We start from the raw sequence: 22,298 nt of genomic DNA, 5'->3' as shown, positions 1-22,298 counted from the left end.
GTCACCATAACGACGTTCGCCTGACGGCGAGCCGCGCCATTGTACCTATCTGAGTTGAACTTACAACCGCTCGTTGCAGATTAAAAAATCCGATGAGCTTCAAGCACTTGGATACACCTCTGGGTAAAAGCCTTCCCCCACCGCCTGAAGGACGGTGGAGTCAGTCCAGGGACAGCACTTCGTCGGCGCGGCCGCCTTCTTGCTGGATCACCAAATGAATGAAATGCAGCTTGGCAATCACCGCCGGCGACAGGATGAAGGGGTAGAAATCCGGCTGGCCCATGCTGCGGGACAGTTCGTTGAGCATGCCAGCCAATTCGATCCAAGCGTTGACGAAGGCCAGGAACGCCGGTCCGCCAGGATGCTGCGGGTCGTACAGGCTGTTCAGGGGAAAAGGCTGGTAGTCGAGATCGACGTCGCGGGCACTCATGCCAAAGCCCAGGGCGGTGTCCACCGCGTCCATCATGTGCAGGTAGTGAGCCCAGGTTTCCGCCCAGTCCTCCCAGGGGTGCATGGTGGCGTAGGCGCTGACGTGACTTTGCTGCCAGCCGTTTGGCGCGCCCTGCTGATAGTGCTGCTCCAGAGCCTCGGCGTAGCTGTAGCGCTCGTCGCCGAACAAGCTGCGAAACGACTCCAGCCAGGGGCTGTTGGCAATCAGCCGATCCCAGTAGTAGTGCCCCACTTCATGGCGAAAGTGCCCAAGCAGGGTGCGGTAAGGTTCGTGCATCTGCGCCCGCACCCGCTCGCGATGGGCATCATCGGCTTCCTTGATATCCAGGGTGACCAGGCCATTGGCATGCCCGGTAATCGGCGTCCTTCCCTCAAGATCAACACCAAGGAAGTCGAAAGCCAGGCCCCGCTCCTCGTCGTCGCTCTTGGGGATCACTTGCAGCCCGAGGGCGATCAGTTGGGCGACCAGGCGGCGCTTGGCGATTTCCACTTTGCGCCAGCGCTCAGGATTCTCCGGGACGGACAAGTCGGGGATCGTGCGGTTGAGGCTGCAGGCTACGCACAGATTGCCGGTCAGGTGGGCCGGCAGCAGCCAGTTACAAGCGGCGGGCGTATCGAGGTTGGCGCAGCGCTTGAAGGTTCCCGCCTCAGGCTCGGCATCCAGCACCCAGGTCCCGGCGGCGGGCCCTGGCTGCAGGGACGACAGACAGCCTGATTGCGGCGCATAACCGAGCAAGGCAGAGCACGCCAGGCACTGGCTGTTGCGAAAGAACAGCGACTGCCCACAGCGGCATGACCAGAGTTTGCTGTTGCGTGAGCGGTCGCCGACGAAGGGCGCGGCGATCCGGGAACTGAGCTGCTCGAAGAAACGGTACATGACGCATCCTCCCTGGGGCTTGCCAAGACTAGATCATCCTGGCTGCCTCATCGTTCCCTCGGCCTGTCAGGAGCCGGCTTGCCGGCGAAACCATCGCTGCCCAGCCGGCTCCCAAGGATCACGCGGGGATGGGGATGCCGTGGTCGACGAGAAAGGCGACAAAGGCCGCTTCATCCAGGACCTTGAGCCCCAGCTCATTGGCCTTGGCCAGTTTGGAGCCGGCTCCGGGGCCGGCGACGACGCAGTGGGTTTTCGCCGAAACGGACCCCGCCACCTTGGCCCCCAGGCTTTCCAGCTTTTCCTTGGCCACATCGCGACTCATCAACTCCAGGGAGCCGGTGAGCACCCAGGTCTTGCCAGCCAACGGCAGGCCTTCGACCACCTTCTTCTCGCTCTGCCAATGCATGCCAAAGGCCTTGAGCTGCTCTTCGATGGCCTGGGCCAACCGGGCATTGGCCGGGTTGTCGAAGAACTCCCGCACCGACTTGGCCTGCTTCTCCGGCAGGGCCTGGCGCATATCCAGCCAGTCAGCCGCAATCACGCCCTGCAGGGAACCGAACTTGTCGGCCAGTTTCTGCGCCGCACCCGGCCCCACCGAGGGGATATTAAGCTTGTCGAGCATGCCGCCCAGCGTGGTGCTGGCGGCAAACTCTGCCCCCAGCTCACCCTGATCCTGTAACACCAGGCCGCATTGATCCTCGGCCAGCAAGGCACCAATCACGCTCTGGTTATGACTGTCTTCGAAAAAGCTGTGAATCTCGTGGGCCACTTCCAGCCCCACATCCGGCAGGTAGGTCAGCACCTGGGGCAAAGCCTGCTGGACCCGTTCCAGGGTTCCCAGGGAACGGGCCAGGACCTTGGCGGTTTCCTCACCCACATCAGGAATACCCAAGGCATAGATGAAGCGAGCCAGGGCCGGACGCTTGCTGTCCTCGATGGCCTTGAGCAGCTTGTTGCTGGAAACCTCGGCAAAACCTTCCAGATCGATGATCTGTTCGTACTTGAGCTGATAAAGATCCGCAGGCGAAGCAATGAGCTTTTCGTCCACCAGTTGCTCGATGGTCTTGTCCCCCAGGCCTTCGATGTCCATGGCTCGACGGGAAACGAAGTGGATGATCGCCTGCTTGAGCTGGGCACCGCAGGCCAGACGACCAACACAGCGATACACCGCGCCTTCGCTGACGGTTTCCCGGCCCTTGCTGCGCTTGACCAGTTGCGTGCGTTCGACATGAGAGCCACAGACCGGGCAGCTTTGCGGAATCTGTACCGGCCGGGCGTTTTCAGGGCGACGCTCAACGACCACCTGCACCACTTGCGGGATCACGTCACCGGCGCGGCGGATGATCACCGTGTCGCCGATCATCAGCCCCAGGCGCGCCACCTCATCCATATTGTGCAAGGTAGCGTTGGACACAGTGACTCCCGCCACCTTGACGGGCTTCAGGCGTGCCACCGGCGTCACGGCGCCGGTACGGCCGACCTGGAATTCCACATCCAGCAACTCGGTGAGCTCTTCCATGGCCGGGAATTTATGGGCAATGGCCCAACGCGGCTCCCGAGCACGGAAGCCCAGTTCACGCTGAGAGGCGATGCTGTTGACCTTGAACACCACACCGTCGATCTCATAGGGCAGCGCATTGCGCCGCTCGCCGATCTCACGGTAATAGTCCAGGCATTCATCAACCCCTTTGGCCAGGCGCAGCTCACGACTGATGGGCATGCCCCACTGCTTGAGTTGCTCCAGGTTGCCGATATGCGTGTCGGCAATGTCGGCACTGACTTGGCCCAGGCCGTAGCAGCAGAACTCCAGCGGCCGGCTGGCAGTGATCTTCGAATCCAGCTGGCGCAGGCTACCCGCCGCCGCATTGCGCGGGTTGGCGAAGGTCTTGCCGCCCGACTCCAGTTGCGCCGCATTCAGGCGCTCGAAACCGGCCTTGGACATGAAGACTTCGCCGCGCACTTCCAGGGTCGCCGGCCAGCCGCTGCCTTGCAGCTTGAGCGGAATGTTGCGCACGGTACGCACGTTGACGCTGATGTCTTCACCGGTGGTGCCGTCGCCACGGGTGGCGCCACGGACCAGCACACCATCCTGATACAGCAGGCTGACTGCCAGGCCGTCGAGCTTGGGCTCGCAGCTGTACTCCACCGCCGCACCGCCACCAAACAGATCGCCCGCCGGCAGGTCCAGGCCCTCGTTGACCCGGCGATCAAACTCGCGCATGTCGACTTCTTCAAAGGCGTTCCCCAGGCTGAGCATGGGGATTTCATGGCGCACCTGGGTGAAGGCCGAGAGCGCCGCGCTGCCCACACGCTGGGTTGGAGAGTCACTGGTGACCAGCTCCGGGTGCTCGGCCTCCAGGGCCTTGAGCTCGTGGTACAGGCGGTCGTACTCGACGTCCGGAATGCTCGGTTCGTCCAGTACGTGATAACGGTAGTTGTGTTGGTCCAGCTCGGCGCGCAGCTCAAGAATGCGGGTTTCAGCGGCGGTCATGGGGGTTCTCTCATAAAGCAAAAGAGCAGCCTAGGCTGCTCGATCTGAAGATGGGGGCGTGGGCTTCGCTGGCAAGCCAGTTCCTGCACAGTCAGCTCCTGCGAGAGGAACTGACTGTGGAAGCTTAGCGCTTCTGGGTCAGAGCGCGGCGTTCGAATTCGACGATACGCTGGCGGTAGTGCTCGATGGTCTGGGCAGTCAGCACGCTGCGCTGGTCGTCCTTGAGTTCGCCATTGAGCTCCTGGGACAGCTTGCGCGCCGCCGCCACCATCACGTCGAAGGCTTGCTTCGGGTGACGCGGGCCAGGCAAGCCGAGGAAGAAGCTCACCGCCGGAGTGCTGAAGTGATCGATATCATCCAGATCGAACACGCCGGGCTTGACCGCATTGGCCATGGAGAAAAGCACTTCGCCATTGCCCGCCATGCTTTCGTGGCGGTGGAAGATATCCATCTCGCCAAAACGCAGGCCACTTTCAAGGATGTTCTGCAACAGCGCCGGGCCTTTGAAACCGGCGCTGTCGCGGCAGATCACACTGATCACCAGCACTTCTTCGGCCTGCGGCTGTTCCTTGTCGCTGTGACTGGCAGCCTTGCCTTCATCCGCCGGGAAGTCATCGTCGCGGCTACTGAAGCTTGGGCCGCTATCCAGATCCAGGTCCAGATTGAGGTCACCCTGATGAGGCTCGCCCCCACGCTTGCCGCGCTTGGACGAAGAACTATCCCGAGGCTCGCGGGCAGGCATGCTCACCGACGGCAGATCGTGCTCGTCCAGTTGCGGTTCTTTATGAGTATCCAGCACCCGAGGCGGACCCAGGAGTTCGGCACTGCCTTCATCGTCCGGCAGATTGGAAAGACTTCGATCAAGACGGAACTTCAACTTCCCCTTGCCGCCGCGCATACGCCGCCAGCCATCAAAAAGAATACCGGCGATAACAATAATGCCGATGACGATCAGCCACTCGCGCAGACCGATTTCCATGTAATCCCGTGCCTCTATAAAAAATGCTGAAAAATAAGGGGTTTACAATCTGCAAACCGCTTTAAAACGTGGCGCCAACTCTATGTTCTGAATGGCGTTTTGCCCACGCATAGGAAAAATTGACATTAAACTAGCACGACCAAAGGCAACTTTACACCGTCTGTCGCAACGGTTACGGCCAATATGTCGATTGGCCAGCTTGGTAATGGGAAAAATCCCCCGGCTTGCCGTCCAATAGTCGCCTTAGTCGCACGGACTCAAGCGTCCACCATCGCCATCGCCTCCTCGACATCCACGGCTACCAGGCGCGAACAACCGGGTTCGTGCATCGTCACCCCCATCAACTGATCGGCCATTTCCATGGCGATCTTGTTGTGGGTGATATAGATGAACTGCACAGTCTGCGACATCTCTTTAACCAATCTTGCATAGCGTCCAACGTTAGCGTCATCCAGCGGCGCGTCAACTTCATCGAGCATGCAGAATGGCGCCGGATTCAACTTGAAGATGGCGAATACCAGGGCCAAGGCAGTCAATGCCTTTTCGCCCCCCGAGAGCAAATGAATGGTGCTGTTCTTCTTCCCGGGAGGACGCGCCATGATCGTTACCCCTGTATCGAGTAGATCTTCGCCCGTCAGTTCCAAATAAGCGCTGCCGCCACCGAAAACTTTTGGAAAGAGTGCCTGCAAACCGCCGTTGATCTGATCAAAGGTATCTTTGAATCGATTGCGGGTTTCCTTGTCGATCTTGCGAATCACGTTTTCCAGGGTTTCCAGGGCCTCCACCAGATCGGCGTCCTGGGCATCCAGATAGCGCTTGCGCTCGGACTGCTGCTGATACTCGTCGATGGCCGCAAGGTTGATTGCGCCCAAGCGTTGAATTCTTGCCGCAATGCGCTCCAGCTCTTCTTCGGCGGCCTGCTCGCTGGCCTCCCCGGTCAGGGTCGCCAGCACGCCGTCCAGGTCGTAGCCATCGGCCAGCAACTGCTCCTGCAAGGTCTTGCGGCGCACGGTCAGGGCTTGCCATTCCATGCGTTGCTGTTCGAGCTGGCCGCGGATCAGTTGGGATTGCTGCTCGGCCTGGTTACGGCGCTTCTCGGCATCGCGCAGTTCGCGATCGGCATCTTCCAGGGCGATCTGCGCGGTCTTGAGCTCGACATCTACGGTCATGCGCTTTTCCAGCAGCTCTTCGAGCTTGAGGCGCAGTTCTTCCAGCGGTGCCTCGCCCTCCTCCAGGTTGAGGCTGAGCTGTTCGCGCTTCTCGGTCAGGCGCTCGGACTGCAGCTCCAGGCGCTCCAGGGCCTGACGCGTGGAATCGTGCTGGGCCTTGAGGGAGCCCATGCGCACCGCCAATTGATGAGCGTGATCCTTGTGCTGGCGTGCTTCCTGGCGCACCCGATCAAGGCGCTCGCGCAAGCTGTCGCGCTGGGCCAACAGCAGCTCACGCTGCTCGGTGTCCAGGGCCATGCTGTCGAGGGCCTCCTGCAATTGCAGGCGCGCCTCGCCCACTTGTTCATGCTCCAGCTCACGCTGCTCGCCGAGCTCTACCAGTTCCTCATCGAGGCGGGTACGACGCAGATTCAACTGCTCGGCCTTGGCCTTGCCGGCGGACAGCTTGGCTTTCAATTCACCCTGCTGGCGAGCCTCATCCTGCAACAGGCGACGCAAGTGTTCGCGACCGTTCTCCTGCTGACGTTGCTGGGCCCGCAGGTTGAGCAATTGACTCTCCAGGGCTTCGACACTGGCTTCGCGCTCATCGCGCTCCAGGGTCAGTTGCTGGATTTCCTGGCCTCGCGCCAGCACGCCACTTTCCGCTTCGCTGGCCCGCCGCACCCGCAGGAAATGCCGGCCGACCCAGTAGCCGTCGCGACTGATCAGGCTCTGCCCGGCTGCCAGTTGCCCACGCAAGGCCAGGGCCTGTTCGAGGTTTTCCACCGGTTTGACCTGCCCCAGCCAGGGCGACAGATCGACCGTGGATTCCACCTTGTCCAGCAAGCTGCCGGGCATGCGCAGCGCATCGTCTTGCAGGCTCAGCAGGCGCAGGTCGCCTTGCTGGAAACCGGCCAGATCGATACCGGTGAAATCATCCACCAGCACCGCTTGCAGATCGGCGCCAAGCACGGTTTCCACCGCCAGCTCCCAGCCCGCCTCCACCTGCATGCCATCGGCCAGGCGCGGACGCTCGGCCAACTGCTGTTCACGCAGCCACTGTGCAGTACCGGTGCCCGGGTCCAGCGCGGCTTGCTGCAGGGCCTCCAGAGACGCCAAGCGGCCATTGAGCCGCTGCAATTCACCCTGGGCCTGCTGCTGGGCCTGGGTCGCCTGCTGCAATTGCTGACGCAGTTGCTCCAGGCGCTCGACCTGGGATTCCTCACTGGCTTGCAGGTCTTCCAGAGTTGCTTCGCTGGCGGCCAATTGTTCGTTGAGTTCGAGGATCGCCGCGTCTTCCGGGTCGGCCGAGAGCAATTCGCGCTCCTCCCCCAGGCGTCGCTGACGCTCGGCCAGCCGCTCCATGCTGCTTTCGAGCTGCTGGATGCGCGACTGCTGCACTTCCGCCTGGCGCCGCGGCTCGGCGGAACTCAGGTTGAAGGCGTCCCATTGCTCCTGCCAGCCGTGCATGGTGGTTTCGGCTTCTTCCAGGGTCGCGGCGGCTTCCTCGGCGGCGGCTGCAGTGACCTCCTGCTCGGGCTCGAGCATGGCCAGCTCTTCCCCCAGGGTTGCCAGCAAGGTGCGGTCGTGGCCCAGGTGTGACTCGGTCTCCAGGCGCGCACGCTCGGCTTCCTTGAGATCATCCTGCAATTGCCGCAGGCGCTGCTGGCCGTGCTGGATGCTTTGCTCGACCCGGGCAATGTCGCCGCCCACCGAATAGAAGCGCCCCTGCACCAGATTGAAGCGCTCGGACAATTCATGGTGACCGTCACGCAAGCGTTCGATAGCAGCATCGGCATTGCGCTGCTCAGCCACCAGGGCCTCGAAGCTGACTTCCTGGCTACCGATCACCGACTCGCGCTGGCCGACCTGCTCATTCAATGCCTGCCAGCGCAGAGCCGACAGTTGCGCCTTGAGCTGGCGCTCCTCGGCCTTGTATTCCTGATACTTCTCGGCGGCCTGGGCCTGGCGATGCAGGCGTTCCAGCTGACGCTCCAGCTCTTCGCGCAGATCGGTCAGGCGGGCGAGGTTCTCATGGGTGCGGCGGATGCGGTTTTCCGTCTCGCGCCGGCGCTCCTTGTACTTGGAGATGCCCGCGGCTTCTTCAATGAAGTTGCGCAGGTCCTCGGGCTTGGCCTCGATCAGCTTGGAGATCATGCCCTGCTCGATGATCGAGTAGCTGCGTGGCCCCAGGCCGGTGCCAAGGAAGATGTCGGTGATGTCCCGACGGCGGCACTTGGCGCCGTTGAGGAAATAGCTGTTCTGGCTGTCGCGTGTGACCTTGCGGCGAATGGAGATCTCGGCGTAGGCCGCGTATTCGCCCACCAGGGTGCCGTCGGAGTTGTCGAACACCAGTTCGATACTGGCCTGGCTCACCGGCTTGCGACTGGTGGAGCCATTGAAGATGACATCGGTCATCGACTCGCCACGCAGGTTTTTCGCCGAGCTTTCGCCCATCACCCAGCGCACGGCGTCGATGATATTCGACTTGCCGCAGCCATTGGGCCCCACCACCGCCGCCATGTTACTGGGGAAGTTCACCGTGGTCGGATCGACGAAGGACTTGAACCCCGCCAGCTTGATGCACTTGAGTCGCACGCTTAAGCATCCGCCAACGCAGACACCACCAGATCGCTGCTGCGCTGGGCGTAGGCCGTCAACACCTGGCGGATCTGCTCCAGATCACGGGCCAGCACTGCGGCCAGCAACTGCTCGAACAACTCCAGGTACTCGCTCATCGACGCCTTGCGCTGCTCCAGTGCCAGGTAATAGGCACGACTCATGGCCGGCTGCAGATTCTCGACGGTTTCCTGCAGGTAAGGGTTGTTGGCAAAAGGATAGGCCGCGCGCATCACGCTGAAGCTGTCCTCGACGAAGGCCCGGATGTCCTGGCGCTCGTAGGCACCCTCCAGACGCTGCTGGATCTGCAGGAACGGCGTCATGTCGCTCTGCTGCACCCAGCCACTGGCCACGCAGTTGCCCAGCAGGATGTACAACTCGCTCATCAGGGTGCAAAGACTGCGGACCTTGTGCTCGGTGAGCTCGGTCACGTGGGCACCACGGCGCGGCAGGATGGCAATCAGATGGCGGCGCTCAAGAATCAGCAAGGCCTCGCGGACCGAACCACGACTGACATTGAGGGCCAAGGTGACCTTCTGTTCCTGAATGCGCTCTCCAGGCTTGAGATCCCCGCGAATGATACGTTCGGCGAGGTGGTGAGCAATCTGCTCGGCGAGGCTGTCCGGCGCCTTGAACGTCATGGTTTTCCTTCAAAATCTTTAATCGGCACAAGCGGCGCAGTGTAGCGCAATTGCTACCTCATCGCGGAGTGCTCCGACAGGGGAATTTGGCATGAAACAAGCAGATTGATGTTGATTCAAGGGTTTCTCAAATGCCGTTCATACTTGAAATGTTGAGCACAGAAATTTCCTGACCCAAAGGTCAGAAAATCATTGACCGAAAAGTCAGACATGACTAAATTCAGCTCAGTTCGCTTAACAACAATAAAGAGTCTGCGAGGCCTTCCGTGATCCAGTTTTTACTCAACCAGGAACTCCGTAGCGAGCACGCCCTGGACCCAAACCTGACCGTGCTCAACTATCTGCGCGAGCACCTGGGCAAACCCGGCACCAAGGAAGGCTGCGCCAGCGGCGACTGCGGCGCCTGCACCGTGGTGGTGGGCGAGTTGCAGGTGGATGCCCAGGGCGGCGAATCCATTCGCTATCGCAGCCTCAACTCGTGCCTGACCTTCGTCTCCTCCTTGCACGGCAAACAGCTGATCAGCGTCGAAGGCCTCAAGCACCATGGCCAACTGCACAGCGTGCAGCAGGCCATGGTCGAATGCCACGGTTCACAATGCGGCTTTTGCACCCCGGGCTTCGTCATGTCGCTGTTCGCCCTGCAAAAGAACAGCAGTGAACCCGACGCCCACAAGGCCCATGAGGCCCTGGCCGGCAACCTGTGCCGTTGCACCGGCTACCGGCCGATCCTCGCTGCTGCCGAACAGGCCTGCTGCGGCCAGCAGAGCGATCAGTTCGACGCCCGCCAGACCGAGACCATCAGTCGCCTCAAGGCCATCGCGCCCAAGGACACCGGTGAACTCAACAGTGGCGACAAGCGCTGCCTGGTGCCGCTGACCGTGGCCGACCTGGCCGACCTCTACGACGCCTACCCCCAGGCACGGCTGCTGGCCGGTGGCACCGACCTGGCCCTGGAAGTCACCCAGTTCCACCGCACCCTGCCCGTGATGATCTACGTCGGTAACATTGCCGAGATGAAGCGCGTCGAACGCTTCGACGATCGCCTGGAGATCGGCGCGGCCACGGCCCTCACCGACTGCTACGACGCACTGCGCGCCGAGTACCCGGACTTCGGCGAATTGCTGCAGCGCTTCGCCTCGTTGCAGATCCGCAACCAGGGCACCCTGGGGGGCAATATCGGCAACGCCTCGCCCATCGGCGACTCACCGCCCCTGCTGATCGCCCTGGGTGCGCAGATCGTACTGTGCAAGGGTGAAGTACGCCGCACCCTGGCCCTGGAAGACTATTTCATCGATTACCGGGTCACGGCCCGTCAGGACAGCGAGTTCATCGAAAAGATCATCGTGCCCCGGGCCAGCGCCGAACGGCTGTTCCGTGCGTACAAGGTCTCCAAGCGCCTGGACGACGATATCTCTGCGGTCTGCGCGGCATTCAACCTGCAGATTGAAAACGGCGTGGTCAGCGATGCTCGCATTGCCTTCGGCGGTATGGCGGCGATCCCGAAACGAGCCAAGAGCTGTGAAACCGCACTGATTGGCGCGCCCTGGAACCTGTCCACGGTGGAGCGCGCCTGCGCGGCCCTGGCGGAGGATTTCACCCCGCTTTCGGATTTCCGTGCGAGCAAGGAATACCGCCTGCTGAGTGCGCAGAACCTGCTGCGCAAGTACTTCATCGAACTGCAAACACCGCACATCGAGACCCGGGTGACCGCTTATGTCTAATCATCACAAAGTCGAGAAGACTCAAGCCGAACTGACGGCCCTGTTTCACCAGGACCTGACCACGGGCGTTGGCCGCAGCGTCAAGCACGACAGCGCCGACAAACACGTGTCCGGCGAAGCGCTGTACATCGACGACCGCCTGGAATTCCCCAACCAGTTGCACGTCTACGCGCGACTGTCGGACCGAGCCCACGCCAAAGTCATCAGCATTGACACCGGCCCCTGCTACGCCTTCGAAGGCGTGCGCATCGCCATTACTCATGAAGACATTCCCGGCCTCAAGGACATCGGCCCGCTGCTGCCCGGCGACCCGCTGCTGGCCATCGATACCGTGCAGTTCGTCGGCCAGCCGGTGCTGGCGGTGGCCGCCAAGGATCTGGAAACCGCGCGCAAGGCGGCCATGGCCGCGATCATCGAGTACGAGGACCTGGAGCCGGTGCTGGACGTGGTGGAAGCCCTGCGCAAACGCCACTTCGTGCTGGACAGCCACACTCACCAGCGCGGCGATTCCGCCGGCGCCCTGGCCAACGCCGAACACCGCATCCAGGGCACGCTGCATATCGGCGGCCAGGAGCATTTCTACCTGGAAACCCAGATCTCCTCGGTGATGCCCACCGAAGACGGCGGCATGATCGTCTACTGCTCGACCCAGAACCCCACCGAAGTGCAGAAACTGGTGGCGGAAGTGCTCGACGTGTCGATGAACAAGATAGTGGTGGACATGCGGCGCATGGGCGGCGGCTTCGGCGGCAAGGAAACCCAGGCCGCCAGCCCCGCCTGCCTGTGCGCGGTGATCGCCCGCCTCACCGGCCAGCCCACCAAGATGCGCCTGCCCCGGGTCGAAGACATGCTCATGACCGGCAAGCGTCACCCGTTCTACATCGAATACGACGTGGGCTTCGACAGCAACGGCCGCCTGCACGGCATCCAGCTGGAACTGGCGGGCAACTGCGGCTGCTCACCGGACCTCTCGGCGTCCATCGTCGACCGGGCGATGTTCCACTCCGACAACGCCTACTACCTGGGCGATGCCACCATCAACGGCCACCGCTGCAAGACCAACACCGCCTCCAACACCGCCTACCGCGGTTTCGGCGGCCCGCAAGGCATGGTCGCCATTGAAGAGGTGATGGACGCCATCGCCCGCCACCTGCACCTGGACCCGCTGGCGGTGCGCAAGGCCAACTACTACGGCAAGACCGAACGCAACGTCACCCACTACTACCAGACCGTCGAGCACAACATGCTCGAAGAGATGACGGCCGAACTGGAAGCCAGCAGCCAGTACGCCGAGCGTCGCGAAGCCATCCGGCTGTACAACGCCAACAGCCCGATCCTGAAAAAGGGCCTGGCACTGACCCCGGTGAAGTTCGGCATCTCCTTCACCGCCAGCTTCCTCAACCAGGCCGGCGCGCTGATCCACATCTACACCGACGGCAGCATCCACCTGAACCACGGCGGCACCGAAATGGGCCAGGGCCTGAACGTCAAGGTGGCCCAGGTAGTGGCCGAGGTGTTCCAGGTGGACATCGAGCGGGTACAGATCACTGCCACCAACACCGACAAGGTGCCCAACACCTCACCGACCGCGGCATCCAGTGGCGCCGACCTCAACGGCAAGGCCGCGCAGAACGCGGCGCAGACCATAAAGTCGCGCCTGGTGGAGTTTGCCGCGCGCAAGTACCAGGTCAGCGAAGAGGATGTGGAATTCCACAACGGCCACGTACGGGTCCGCGACCATATCCTGACCTTCGAGGAACTGATCCAGCAGGCGTATTTCGCCCAGGTTTCGCTGTCCAGCACCGGTTTCTACAAGACCCCGAAGATCTACTACGACCGCAGTCAGGCTCGGGGTCGGCCGTTCTACTACTTCGCCTTTGGCGCAGCCTGCGCCGAGGTGATAGTCGATACCCTGACCGGCGAGTACAAGATGCTGCGTACCGACATCCTGCACGACGTCGGTGCCTCGCTGAACCCGGCCATCGACATCGGCCAGGTGGAAGGCGGTTACATCCAGGGCATGGGCTGGCTGACCACCGAAGAACTGGTGTGGAACGCCAAAGGCAAGCTGATGACCAATGGTCCCGCCAGCTACAAGATCCCGGCGGTGGCCGACATGCCCCTGGACCTGCGGGTCAAGCTGGTGGAGAACCGCAAGAACCCGGAAGACACGGTGTTCCACTCCAAGGCCGTGGGCGAGCCGCCGTTCATGCTTGGCATCGCTGCCTGGTGCGCCATCAAGGACGCAGTGGCCAGCCTTGGAGACTACCGCCATCAACCGCAGATCGATGCCCCGGCGACACCGGAGCGAGTGTTGTGGGGCTGCGAGCAGATGCGTCGCTTGCAGGTGACCAGGGCCGCGGATCAGCAAGTCGAGCTGGCGCCGCTGTAACGGCCTTCACGGGCAAGCCCGCTCCTGCACCGCGCCCGTAGGAGCTGGCTTGCCGCCGAAGCAGCCCGAACAGACCACCAAGATGTCGAGGTGAACATGTACAACTGGATCAGCGCCCTCGCCGACCTGCAGACCCAGGGTGAACCCTGCGTGTTGGTGACCATTATCGAGGAGCTTGGCTCAACGCCGCGTAATGCCGGTTCGAAAATGGTTGTCAGCGCCACCCAGGCCTTCGACACCATCGGTGGCGGGCACCTGGAATACAAGGCCATGCAGATCGCCCGTGACCTGCTCGCCAGCGGCCAGCAGGCCACCCACCTGGAGCGCTTCAGCCTCGGTGCCAGCCTCGGCCAGTGCTGCGGCGGCGCCACGGTGCTGCTGTTCGAACCCATGGGCCAGGTGCAAGCGCAAATCGCCGTGTTCGGTGCCGGCCACGTCGGCCGCGCCCTGGTGCCACTCCTGGCCAGCCTGCCGTGCCGGGTACGCTGGATCGATTCCCGGGAACAGGAATTCCCCGAACAGATTCCCCAGGGCGTGAGCAAGATCGTCAGCGAAGAACCGGTGGAGGAAATCGATAACCTGCCACCTGGCAGCTATTGCATCGTCATGACCCATAATCACCAACTGGACCTGGAGTTGACCGCCGCCCTGCTCAAGCGCAACGACTTTGCCTATTTCGGCCTGATCGGCTCGAAGACCAAGCGGGTGAAGTTCGAGCACCGCTTGCGCGATCGCGGTTTCGACGCAACCACCTTGCAGCGCATGCGTTGCCCGATGGGGCTCGCTGAAGTCAAAGGCAAGTTGCCCGTGGAAATCGCCATCTCCATTGCCGGTGAGATCATCGCTACCTACAACGCCCATTTCGGCCAGTCCAGCGCCAGCGCCGAACCCATTGCCAAGCTGCTGCCGGTCTCGCGCCGCAGCCAGACTTCGAACTGACACGCCACACACTGAGAACGACCATGCCTTTGACTCGCAAAGCCTACCGTGCCGCCATCCTGCACAGCATCGCCGACCCGGCCGAAGTCGGAATCGAAGCCTCCTACGAGTATTTCGAAGACGGCCTGCTGGTGGTCGAGGACGGCCGGATCAGCGCCCTCGGCCACGCCAGTGAACTGCTTGCCGGCCTGCCCGCCGATGTAGAGATCAATCATTACCCCGATGCCCTGATCACCCCGGGCTTCATCGACACCCACATCCACCTGCCCCAGACCGGCATGGTCGGTGCCTATGGCGAACAGTTGCTGGACTGGCTGAACACCTACACCTTCCCCTGTGAACGCCAGTTCGCCGATCAGGCCCACGCCGATGAAGTGGCGGACATCTTCATCAAGGAATTGCTGCGCAACGGCACCACCACCGCGCTGGTGTTCGGCAGCGTGCATCCACAGTCGGTCAACGCCTTCTTCGCCGCCGCCGAGAAACTCGACCTGCGGATGATCGCCGGCAAGGTGATGATGGACCGCAACGCCCCGGACTACCTGACCGACACCGCAGAGTCCGGCTACCTGGAAAGCAAGGAACTGATCGAACGTTGGCACGGCAAAGGGCGCCTGCACTACGCAGTGACCCCGCGTTTCGCCCCGACCAGCACCCCGGAACAACTGACCCTGGCCGGCAAACTGCTGACCGAGTATCCCGATCTCTACATGCAGACTCACATCAGTGAAAACCTGCAGGAGATCGAATGGGTCAAGGAACTGTTCCCGGAGCGCAAGGGTTACCTGGACGTTTATGACCACTATCAACTGCTGGGGGAACGCTCGGTGTTCGCCCACGGCGTGCACCTGTGCGATGACGAATGTGCGCGCCTGGCGGAAACCGGTTCGGCCGTGGCCTTCTGCCCAACCTCGAACTTCTTCCTCGGCAGTGGCCTGTTCAACCTGCCCATGGCGGAAAAACACAAACTCAATGTCGGCCTGGGCACCGACGTCGGTGGCGGCACCAGTTTCTCGCTGCTGCAGACCCTGAACGAAGCCTACAAAGTCATGCAGCTACAGGGCGCACGCCTGAACCCGTTCAAGTCCCTGTACCTGGCGACCCTGGGCGGCGCCCGCGCCCTGCGCCTGGAGGAGCGAATCGGCACTCTGCACCCTGGCACCGACGCCGACTTCGTGGTCCTCGACTACCACGCCACTCCCTTGCTCAGCTATCGCCTGAAGCAGGCCAACAGCATCGCTGAAACCCTGTTTGTACTGATGACCCTGGGGGACGATCGCACCGTGCTGCAGACCTACGCCGCCGGCCAGCCAGTCCACCAGCGCTAACCCCGCAAACGAAAAATCCCCCGCTCGCGGAACATCGAACGGGGGATTATTCATGCCTGAGTCCCAGGCGATCAGGTGCAGATCTAGAACGTCACTTCCATGTTCAAGGTCGGCGCCGTGGTCCGCGTACCCCGTCCACCGTCCACCCCGAACTTGTTGTGCCAGTACTCGTAGCCAACACCCAGGTACAGGTTGGGCTTGACGTTCTTGCCGGGCAACACGGCCACCATCAGCGACGTCCGCACTAGGGTTTCCGCTGCGGTGTCACGATAGTTGTAGTCGTGGCCCTTTTCCCCGGTGTAGTTGACGAAGCCCTGGAACTTGGCGACGTGACTGCCAACTTCGAAGGGACGCATCCAGGCCAGGTTGAGCATGTAAGTATCGTCGAAGGTGTGATCCGGGTCCTTGGCCCCGGGGATGCCGGAATGGTTGTTTTCCTTGTAGTACAGCAAGCTCAGGTCCAGCACGCCGACGGTGTTGAATTTCAGGGTCGGACCGAAGACCAGGGCGCGTTTCTTGGCCGAACCCAGGTTGTTGTTGCGACTGGCATCGAAGCCTAGGGTCAGCGCGTAGTCCTTGACGAGGCCGGTGCCCAAGGGGGTATCGAACACCCGGGACGCGAAGAGCTGGTGACGATAGACGCCATAGACTTCGCTGCTGCCCTTGTGGGTGCCCTTGCGCGGATCGTCGCTATCAGAGAGCAGCAGGTCCAGGTGCAGATAGTTGCTGCCGTACTGGTAGCCACTGGCGTGGGTGAAACTGTAGATGCGCTTGCTGATGTAGTGCGGATTGTTCGGGTTGGTGAACTCCTTGCCGTACCGAAAGCCGACGCTGTTGTTCATCCACTCCAGGGCGGCTGCTTCCCCTGCTCCGATCAGTGTCATCAGCAGGGTTGCGCCTTGTAATGCCTTTTTCATTTTTATTATGTCCTGTGGCGGTGTGGCGTAAGGCAGCTTCGCTGGCTGCCATCCACACGCAGTATCGGCACAAGCGCCACAGGCCCCAAAGCACAGAATATCGATCAGCGCGCTGCCAAAACGGCAACAGCCGCCCACAACCATGGACTCAGAGCGTTAGCTGGCCGAAAGCGCGCTCGGCCCGCTCGCGAATGGCGATCTCCTCGCCAAGCAGATGCGCCAGCGCCTCCACCGCGCTGGGCAGATCGCGACCGCTGCGGGCATAGAGCCCCAGGTCGCTGTAGATACCTCCCTGATCGCTCAGCGGGATATGCACCAGTTCGCCCTTGCTCAGGTCGCCCTCGACCCCGACCCGGGTCTGGAAGGCCACCCCCATGTTGTGCCGGGCCATCTGCCGCGCCAGCTCCATGGAGTTGCTCTGCAAGGGCGGTTTGTCCAACAGCCCCAGGCGCTTGTGCAACGGCGCCAGCAAGTGATGGATCGACAGCTCGCTCTTGGCCAGGATCAGCCCGTGCTCGGCGCAGGTGGCGAAATTGACGCTGCCCCGCTCGGCCAAGGGATGATCGGGACTGACCAGAGCCCCCAGGCGAAAATGACCGACGCTCAACGGGCGGATCTCCGGCGCCCTGGGCAAGGCGAACGCCAGGCCCAGGTCCGCACGACTGTTGATCAAGGCCTGGGGAATGGATTGCGAGCCCTGCACCGTGACGCCGATGGTCACCTGTGGATACAGATCGCGCATGCGCTTGAGCACCGAGGGCAGCAAATCCACCGTCGCGCCTTCCACAGCGGCAATCTCCACATGCCCGCTCTTGAGGCCACGCAGAGCATCGAACTCCAGGCGCACCCGCTCCAGGTCCTGCAGCACCAGATTGACATGACGGCTCATGACCTCTCCCGCGAGGGTCAGGCGCAGGCCGCCCGGCAGGCGTTCGAACAAGGGCGCGCCGATTTCATCCTCGATCTTCAGGATCTGCCGGTTCACCGCCGAAGACGCGACATTCAGGCGCCGAGCAGCTTCGCGGATCGAATGACAGCGACGAACCATGTCGAAGTAATGGATGGCGGAAGAATGAATGCGTAGCGTTCTGCCGATCATGCCGCGGGCTCCTTTCGCAGGACCAGAGGCGCACGGATTGCCGGCCGTGAGCCTCGAAGCAGGCACTGTATACAATATTAATTAAAATTTAAAACAATCTTCCTGATCAGCAGGCAGACCCGCCGCCAAACAAAAATCCCCCGCTGCATAGGGCTACGCAGCGAGGGATTTTCAGTCTGATCGAAGCTTACAGCTTGGCCGTCGGCCGCCCCGGCTTCTTGGTCTGCAGCAGGTGCGAGAACACCGCATGCAGGTCATCCGAGGCGCTTTCCTCGTCGAGGTTGAGCTTGCTGTCGATGTGATCCATGTGATGCATCATCAGGTTCACCGCCAGCTCGCCGTCCCGGGCCTCGATGGCGTCGATCAGTTGGGTGTGCTCATCGTAGGAGCAGTGGGAGCGGTTGCCGCTTTCATACTGGGCAATGATCAGCGACGTCTGGGACACCAGGCTACGCTGGAAGCTGATCAGCGGTGCATTCTTCGCAGCTTCCGCCAGCTTCAGGTGAAACTCCCCGGACAGGCGGATACCGGCACCACGATCGCCTCGGGAAAAGCTGTCGCGCTCCTCGTTGACCATCTGCCGCAACTCCAGCAGCTGTTCGGCGGTGGCATGCTGGACCGCCAGCTCGGTAATGGCTCGCTCCACCAGACGCCGGGCGAGAAAGACCTGACGGGCTTCCTCGACGCTCGGACTGGCAACCACCGCCCCCCGATTGGGCCGCAACAGGACTACGCCTTCATGGGCCAGCCGCGACAATGCACGACGGATGATGGTCCGACTGACTCCGAATATTTCCCCAAGCGCCTCTTCACTCAACTTGGTGCCGGGCGCCAGGCGCTGCTCGAGGATGGCCTCAAAGATGTGCGCGTAGACAATATCGTCCTGGGTTCCGCTGCGACCGGCTTTGCCTGCTCGCGGTTGTTTCTTGAGAGGTTGCAACTGTTCGTTCATGGGCACTCGGGTCGGGAGGACTGCGGCGATTTCGGCGTGACTTTAATACGCCACGGTGGGTCGCTGGCAAGTATCGCGTTAAAACAGGGGCACATTGTACACAACCGCTGGGGATCACTAGCAAAAAGTGTTATCGGCCCCACCACTTATTCAACGACTGTACGGCTATTTGTAGTCACGGCTGTATTGCAATGCAAAGTTGCTTTTAAGTTTAGGCTTGAACCTTGAACCCTATTACCGGCTCGTTGCTTGCTCAGGCTGCAAGCAGCGTTCGCCGGGTATGGGTTTTGCGTCTTTCAAGAACAAGGAACAGCAGTAATGTCCGATGCCACCCCCGCGCAATTACGCCCCCTCGCGGACACTTCGCCCTCCGCCATCGTTGCCGGCTTCATCGCCATGATGACCGGCTACACCAGCTCACTGGTACTGATGTTTCAGGCTGGACAAGCCGCCGGCCTGACCAGCGGTCAGATCTCCTCTTGGATCTGGGCCATCTCCATTGGCATGGCGGTGTGCAGCATCGGCCTGTCTCTGCGCTATCGCACCCCCATCACCATCGCCTGGTCCACACCCGGCGCTGCCCTGCTGATCACCAGCCTGTCGGGGGTGACCTATGGCGAAGCCATTGGCGCCTACATCACTTGCGCGGTCCTTGTGACCATTTGCGGACTCACCGGCAGCTTCGAGCGCCTGGTGAAAAAGATCCCGGCATCCCTGGCAGCCGCCTTGCTGGCGGGAATCCTGTTCAAGATCGGCAGTGAAATCTTTGTGGCGGCCCAACACCGCACCGGTCTGGTACTGGGGATGTTCCTTACCTACCTGGTGGTCAAGCGCCTGTCGCCACGTTATGCCGTTCTCGCGGCCCTGCTGATCGGCACTGCACTGTCCGGGCTGATGGGCTTGCTGGACTTCAGTGGCTTCCACCTGGAAGTGGCGACGCCGGTCTGGACCACGCCGCACTTTTCTCTGGCGGCCACCATCAGCATCGGTATTCCACTGTTCGTGGTCGCCATGACCTCGCAGAACATGCCCGGGATCGCGGTGCTGCGCGCCGACGGCTACAACGTCCCGGCCTCGCCACTGATCACCGCCACCGGGCTGGCTTCGTTGCTGCTGGCGCCGTTTGGTTCCCACGGCATCAACCTGGCGGCGATCAGCGCTGCGATCTGCACCGGCCCCCACGCCCACGAAGATCGCAGCAAGCGTTACACCGCCGCAGTGTGGTGCGGGGTTTTCTATGGCATCGCCGGGGTCTTCGGCGCCACCCTGGCTGCGCTGTTCGCGGCCTTGCCCAAGGAACTGGTGCTGTCCATCGCCGCCCTGGCGCTGTTCGGCTCGATCATCAACGGCTTGAGCATCGCCATGAGTGAAGTGAAGGAGCGAGAAGCGGCGCTGATCACCTTTATGGTGACGGCCTCGGGGCTGACGCTGTTTTCCATTGGCTCGGCGTTCTGGGGAATTGTCGCTGGGGTCGTGACCTTGATGATTCTGAATGGGCGCAATGCCTGAAGAACTTCGCCGGCCTACCTGTTCCTACCCAAGACAGCACCCACTGTAGGAGCCGACTTGCCGGCGAACGGCGCCCACGAGCATCTCCCTGGCAAGCCCGCACAGAGACAAGGAACACAGGGGAAATTCGAAAGGCCGCCCAGGGAGGGCAGCAACGCATGAGCGGCCCGGACGGGCCGCTCACACATGACATCACGCGACTGGGTTGATCGCGTTGTCCGGGTACCAGACGTCCAGCAGCGGGCTGACTTCAACGCTGGTCAGCTCGGTACGGCCTTTGAGCCAGGCTTCAACAGCTGCACGCTGTGCTTCGCTGACGGAACCGCGCTTGCTCAGGCAAACCAGACCGAAGTCATCGCCGCCAACATAGCCCAGACCGTTGGCTTCCATCGCTTCTTTGAGGAACGCGTCGAGGAAAGCGTCAATAGCTTCTTCAGCCAGATCTTCTTTGAAATCCAGGTTCAGCTCAAAACCCAGCTCCTGAAATTCATCTACGCAGAGTTTTTTGCGCAGACGGCGGGAACGGTTAGTGGCCATGGAACAATCCTCATAAGTAATAACGGGCGGCACTTTACCAGTTTAGGCGGGCGATTGCCTGACTCTATGAGGATGCGGGACCGCCATTGGTAAAAAAAATACCGCCACGGCGGCCCGTGGCACGGCACAAGCCGCTATACCTTGGGGCATAATGCCGACACTTTCATGATCACTGAGGGATTTTATCTGCATGCCCTCGCCTTTTTTCCCCTCGACTGCAGGGTTCCACTTCATATGATCAAATCGTTGCGTCCTCTGTTGCTTGCCAGTGTTTTTCTTCCCCTGGCATTTCCTGTCTCTGCGGCTCCGGTCAACACCACCCTGCCCCCCAAGGTTCAACAAGCCCTCAAAGCCAGCAAGCTCCCGAACAACGCCCTGTCGCTGGTGATGATTCCCCTGAACGGCCCTGGCACGCCGACGGTTTTCAACGCCGATGTCTCGGTCAACCCGGCCTCCACCATGAAGCTGGTGACCACCTACGCGGCCCTGGAAATGCTTGGCCCGACCCACCAGTGGAAGACCGAGTTCTACACCGATGGCACCCTCAGCGGTGGCATTCTCAACGGTAATCTCTATCTCAAGGGCGGCGGCGATCCCAAGCTGAACATGGAGAAGCTCTGGCTGCTGATGCGTGACCTGCGGGCCAATGGCGTGCAGCAAGTCACCGGCGACCTGGTACTGGACCGCAACTACTTCGTGCAACCGCAGTTGCCTGAGTTCAATGACGACGGCAACGACGAGAACAAGCCGTTCCTGGTCAAGCCCGACGCGCTGATGGTCAACCTCAAGGCCCTGCGCTTCGTCGCCCGCAATGACTCCGGCCGGGTGCTGGTGTCGGTAGAGCCGCCGATTGCCAAGATCCGCATCGACAATCAGGTCAAGGCAGTCAACACCAAGCAGTGCACCGGCGACGTTCGCTACAACCCCGTGCCCCAGGCCGATGGCAGCGTGATCGTCACCGTTGGCGGCCAGTTGGGTGATGGCTGCAGTTCCCAGACCTACCTGTCGCTGCTGGACCACGCCACCTACACCGCCGGTGCGGTGCGGGCGATCTGGAGCGAACTGGGCGGCAGCATCCAGGGCAAGGACCGCCTCGCGGTAGTACCCAAGGATGCCAAGGTCCTGGCCCGTGCCTTCTCTCCAGACCTCGCGGAGGTCATCCGCGACATCAACAAATACAGCAACAACACCATGGCCCAGCAGCTGTTCCTGAGCCTGGGCGCCAAGTACCGCAATGAAGCCGACGGCGATGACGCCAAGGCGGCCCAGCGTGTGGTGCGCCAGTGGCTGGCGAAAAAAGGCATCACCGCGCCGCATCTGGTAATGGAAAACGGCTCCGGCCTGTCCCGTGCCGAACGGGTCAGCGCCCGGGAACTGGCCGGCCTGCTGCAAGCGGCCTGGAAGAGCCCCTACGCCGCCGAGTTCATCAGCTCCATGCCGATTGCCGGCATGGACGGCACCATGCGCAAGCGCCTGAAACGCACCGCCATGTCCGGTGAGGCCCACATCAAGACCGGCACCCTGAACACCGTGCGCGCCATCGCCGGCTATAGCCGCGATGACAATGGCAACACCTGGGCGGTGGTGGCGATCCTCAACGATCCGCGCCCCTTCGGCGCCTCTTCGGTGCTGGATCAGGTGCTGCTGGATCTGTATCGCCAGCCAAAACTGGCCACCAGCGCATCCGTTCTCTAACTCG

Annotated in this window: 15 protein-coding genes; 6 read left to right on the top strand and 9 right to left on the bottom strand. The window is 61.7% G+C overall.

The window, feature by feature from the left end:
• Positions 1–160 precede the first annotated feature (160 nt).
• The 5 genes from Q8O96_RS01615 to Q8O96_RS01595 all read right to left on the bottom strand — a co-directional run bounded on the left by Q8O96_RS01615 (position 161) and on the right by Q8O96_RS01595 (position 9,205).
• On the bottom strand, positions 161–1,327 hold the full coding sequence (locus Q8O96_RS01615; RefSeq protein ID WP_305948248.1) for a putative zinc-binding metallopeptidase: 1,167 nt from the start codon (positions 1,325–1,327) through the stop codon (positions 161–163).
• A 118-nt stretch (positions 1,328–1,445) separates the two neighbouring features.
• Complete coding sequence (ligA, locus tag Q8O96_RS01610; protein WP_115581944.1) at positions 1,446–3,818, bottom strand: NAD-dependent DNA ligase LigA; 2,373 nt, start codon at positions 3,816–3,818, stop codon at positions 1,446–1,448.
• Positions 3,819–3,942: 124 nt separating this feature from the next.
• Positions 3,943–4,797, bottom strand: a complete 855-nt coding sequence (gene zipA / locus Q8O96_RS01605; protein ID WP_102863825.1) for a cell division protein ZipA — start codon at positions 4,795–4,797, stop codon at positions 3,943–3,945.
• Positions 4,798–5,054: 257 nt separating this feature from the next.
• Positions 5,055–8,543, bottom strand: coding sequence for a chromosome segregation protein SMC (gene smc / locus Q8O96_RS01600; protein WP_102863826.1), 3,489 nt, complete (start codon positions 8,541–8,543; stop codon positions 5,055–5,057).
• A gap of 2 nt (positions 8,544–8,545) precedes the next feature.
• Positions 8,546–9,205 carry a GntR family transcriptional regulator gene (locus tag Q8O96_RS01595; RefSeq protein WP_102863827.1) on the bottom strand — a complete coding sequence of 220 codons (660 nt, stop codon included), beginning with the start codon at positions 9,203–9,205 and terminating at the stop codon, positions 8,546–8,548.
• A gap of 266 nt (positions 9,206–9,471) precedes the next feature.
• Here Q8O96_RS01595 and xdhA point away from each other — a divergent pair, with 266 nt between their 5' ends.
• The 4 genes from xdhA to guaD all read left to right on the top strand — a co-directional run bounded on the left by xdhA (position 9,472) and on the right by guaD (position 15,585).
• Complete coding sequence (xdhA, locus tag Q8O96_RS01590) at positions 9,472–10,926, top strand: xanthine dehydrogenase small subunit (protein ID WP_305948247.1); 1,455 nt, start codon at positions 9,472–9,474, stop codon at positions 10,924–10,926.
• Positions 10,919–13,318 carry a xanthine dehydrogenase molybdopterin binding subunit gene (gene xdhB, locus Q8O96_RS01585; RefSeq protein ID WP_115581941.1) on the top strand — a complete coding sequence of 800 codons (2,400 nt, stop codon included), beginning with the start codon at positions 10,919–10,921 and terminating at the stop codon, positions 13,316–13,318. The genes xdhA and xdhB overlap by 8 nt, the downstream gene beginning before the upstream one ends.
• A gap of 96 nt (positions 13,319–13,414) precedes the next feature.
• Positions 13,415–14,257, top strand: a complete 843-nt coding sequence (gene xdhC, locus Q8O96_RS01580; RefSeq protein ID WP_102864103.1) for a xanthine dehydrogenase accessory protein XdhC — start codon at positions 13,415–13,417, stop codon at positions 14,255–14,257.
• A gap of 23 nt (positions 14,258–14,280) precedes the next feature.
• Positions 14,281–15,585: a guanine deaminase gene (gene guaD, locus Q8O96_RS01575; protein ID WP_102863830.1), complete on the top strand. Its 1,305-nt coding sequence runs from the start codon at positions 14,281–14,283 to the stop codon at positions 15,583–15,585.
• An 83-nt stretch (positions 15,586–15,668) separates the two neighbouring features.
• Here the strand turns inward: guaD and Q8O96_RS01570 are convergent, their stop codons facing one another.
• The 3 genes from Q8O96_RS01570 to Q8O96_RS01560 all read right to left on the bottom strand — a co-directional run bounded on the left by Q8O96_RS01570 (position 15,669) and on the right by Q8O96_RS01560 (position 18,553).
• On the bottom strand, positions 15,669–16,502 hold the full coding sequence (locus Q8O96_RS01570) for a nucleoside-binding protein (RefSeq protein ID WP_305948246.1): 834 nt from the start codon (positions 16,500–16,502) through the stop codon (positions 15,669–15,671).
• Positions 16,503–16,650: 148 nt separating this feature from the next.
• Positions 16,651–17,601, bottom strand: coding sequence for a LysR family transcriptional regulator (locus Q8O96_RS01565; RefSeq protein WP_102863832.1), 951 nt, complete (start codon positions 17,599–17,601; stop codon positions 16,651–16,653).
• Between the two features lie 187 nt (positions 17,602–17,788).
• Complete coding sequence (locus Q8O96_RS01560) at positions 17,789–18,553, bottom strand: GntR family transcriptional regulator (RefSeq protein WP_025128787.1); 765 nt, start codon at positions 18,551–18,553, stop codon at positions 17,789–17,791.
• 318 nt (positions 18,554–18,871) lie between these two features.
• Here Q8O96_RS01560 and Q8O96_RS01555 point away from each other — a divergent pair, with 318 nt between their 5' ends.
• Positions 18,872–20,062: a benzoate/H(+) symporter BenE family transporter gene (locus tag Q8O96_RS01555; RefSeq protein WP_102863833.1), complete on the top strand. Its 1,191-nt coding sequence runs from the start codon at positions 18,872–18,874 to the stop codon at positions 20,060–20,062.
• A gap of 192 nt (positions 20,063–20,254) precedes the next feature.
• Here the strand turns inward: Q8O96_RS01555 and Q8O96_RS01550 are convergent, their stop codons facing one another.
• Positions 20,255–20,599 carry a YggL family protein gene (locus Q8O96_RS01550; RefSeq protein ID WP_102863834.1) on the bottom strand — a complete coding sequence of 115 codons (345 nt, stop codon included), beginning with the start codon at positions 20,597–20,599 and terminating at the stop codon, positions 20,255–20,257.
• 234 nt (positions 20,600–20,833) lie between these two features.
• On the opposite strand from Q8O96_RS01550, the gene dacB reads away from it, so the two are divergent.
• Positions 20,834–22,294 carry a D-alanyl-D-alanine carboxypeptidase/D-alanyl-D-alanine-endopeptidase gene (gene dacB / locus Q8O96_RS01545; RefSeq protein WP_305948245.1) on the top strand — a complete coding sequence of 487 codons (1,461 nt, stop codon included), beginning with the start codon at positions 20,834–20,836 and terminating at the stop codon, positions 22,292–22,294.
• Positions 22,295–22,298: the final 4 nt, after the last annotated feature.

Origin of the sequence: Pseudomonas sp. LPH60 (genome assembly GCF_030718165.1) — a bacterium.
Classification (GTDB): Bacteria; Pseudomonadota; Gammaproteobacteria; order Pseudomonadales; family Pseudomonadaceae; genus Aquipseudomonas; species Aquipseudomonas danubii.
This window is presented reverse-complemented; position numbering and strand designations above follow the sequence as displayed.

What these genes read in the sequence shown, in the direction of transcription:
- Q8O96_RS01595 (WP_102863827.1), bottom strand. Translation starts at nt 9,205, where the DNA reads ATGACGTTCAAGGCGCCGGACAGCCTCGCCGAGCAGATTGCTCACCAC.
- xdhB (WP_115581941.1), top strand. Translation starts at nt 10,919, where the DNA reads ATGTCTAATCATCACAAAGTCGAGAAGACTCAAGCCGAACTGACGGCC.
- Q8O96_RS01565 (WP_102863832.1), bottom strand. Translation starts at nt 17,601, where the DNA reads ATGATCGGCAGAACGCTACGCATTCATTCTTCCGCCATCCATTACTTC.
- xdhC (WP_102864103.1), top strand. Translation starts at nt 13,415, where the DNA reads ATGTACAACTGGATCAGCGCCCTCGCCGACCTGCAGACCCAGGGTGAA.
- Q8O96_RS01560 (WP_025128787.1), bottom strand. Translation starts at nt 18,553, where the DNA reads ATGAACGAACAGTTGCAACCTCTCAAGAAACAACCGCGAGCAGGCAAA.
- Q8O96_RS01555 (WP_102863833.1), top strand. Translation starts at nt 18,872, where the DNA reads ATGTCCGATGCCACCCCCGCGCAATTACGCCCCCTCGCGGACACTTCG.
- dacB (WP_305948245.1), top strand. Translation starts at nt 20,834, where the DNA reads ATGATCAAATCGTTGCGTCCTCTGTTGCTTGCCAGTGTTTTTCTTCCC.
- zipA (WP_102863825.1), bottom strand. Translation starts at nt 4,797, where the DNA reads ATGGAAATCGGTCTGCGCGAGTGGCTGATCGTCATCGGCATTATTGTT.
- Q8O96_RS01570 (WP_305948246.1), bottom strand. Translation starts at nt 16,502, where the DNA reads ATGAAAAAGGCATTACAAGGCGCAACCCTGCTGATGACACTGATCGGA.
- ligA (WP_115581944.1), bottom strand. Translation starts at nt 3,818, where the DNA reads ATGACCGCCGCTGAAACCCGCATTCTTGAGCTGCGCGCCGAGCTGGAC.
- Q8O96_RS01550 (WP_102863834.1), bottom strand. Translation starts at nt 20,599, where the DNA reads ATGGCCACTAACCGTTCCCGCCGTCTGCGCAAAAAACTCTGCGTAGAT.
- guaD (WP_102863830.1), top strand. Translation starts at nt 14,281, where the DNA reads ATGCCTTTGACTCGCAAAGCCTACCGTGCCGCCATCCTGCACAGCATC.
- Q8O96_RS01615 (WP_305948248.1), bottom strand. Translation starts at nt 1,327, where the DNA reads ATGTACCGTTTCTTCGAGCAGCTCAGTTCCCGGATCGCCGCGCCCTTC.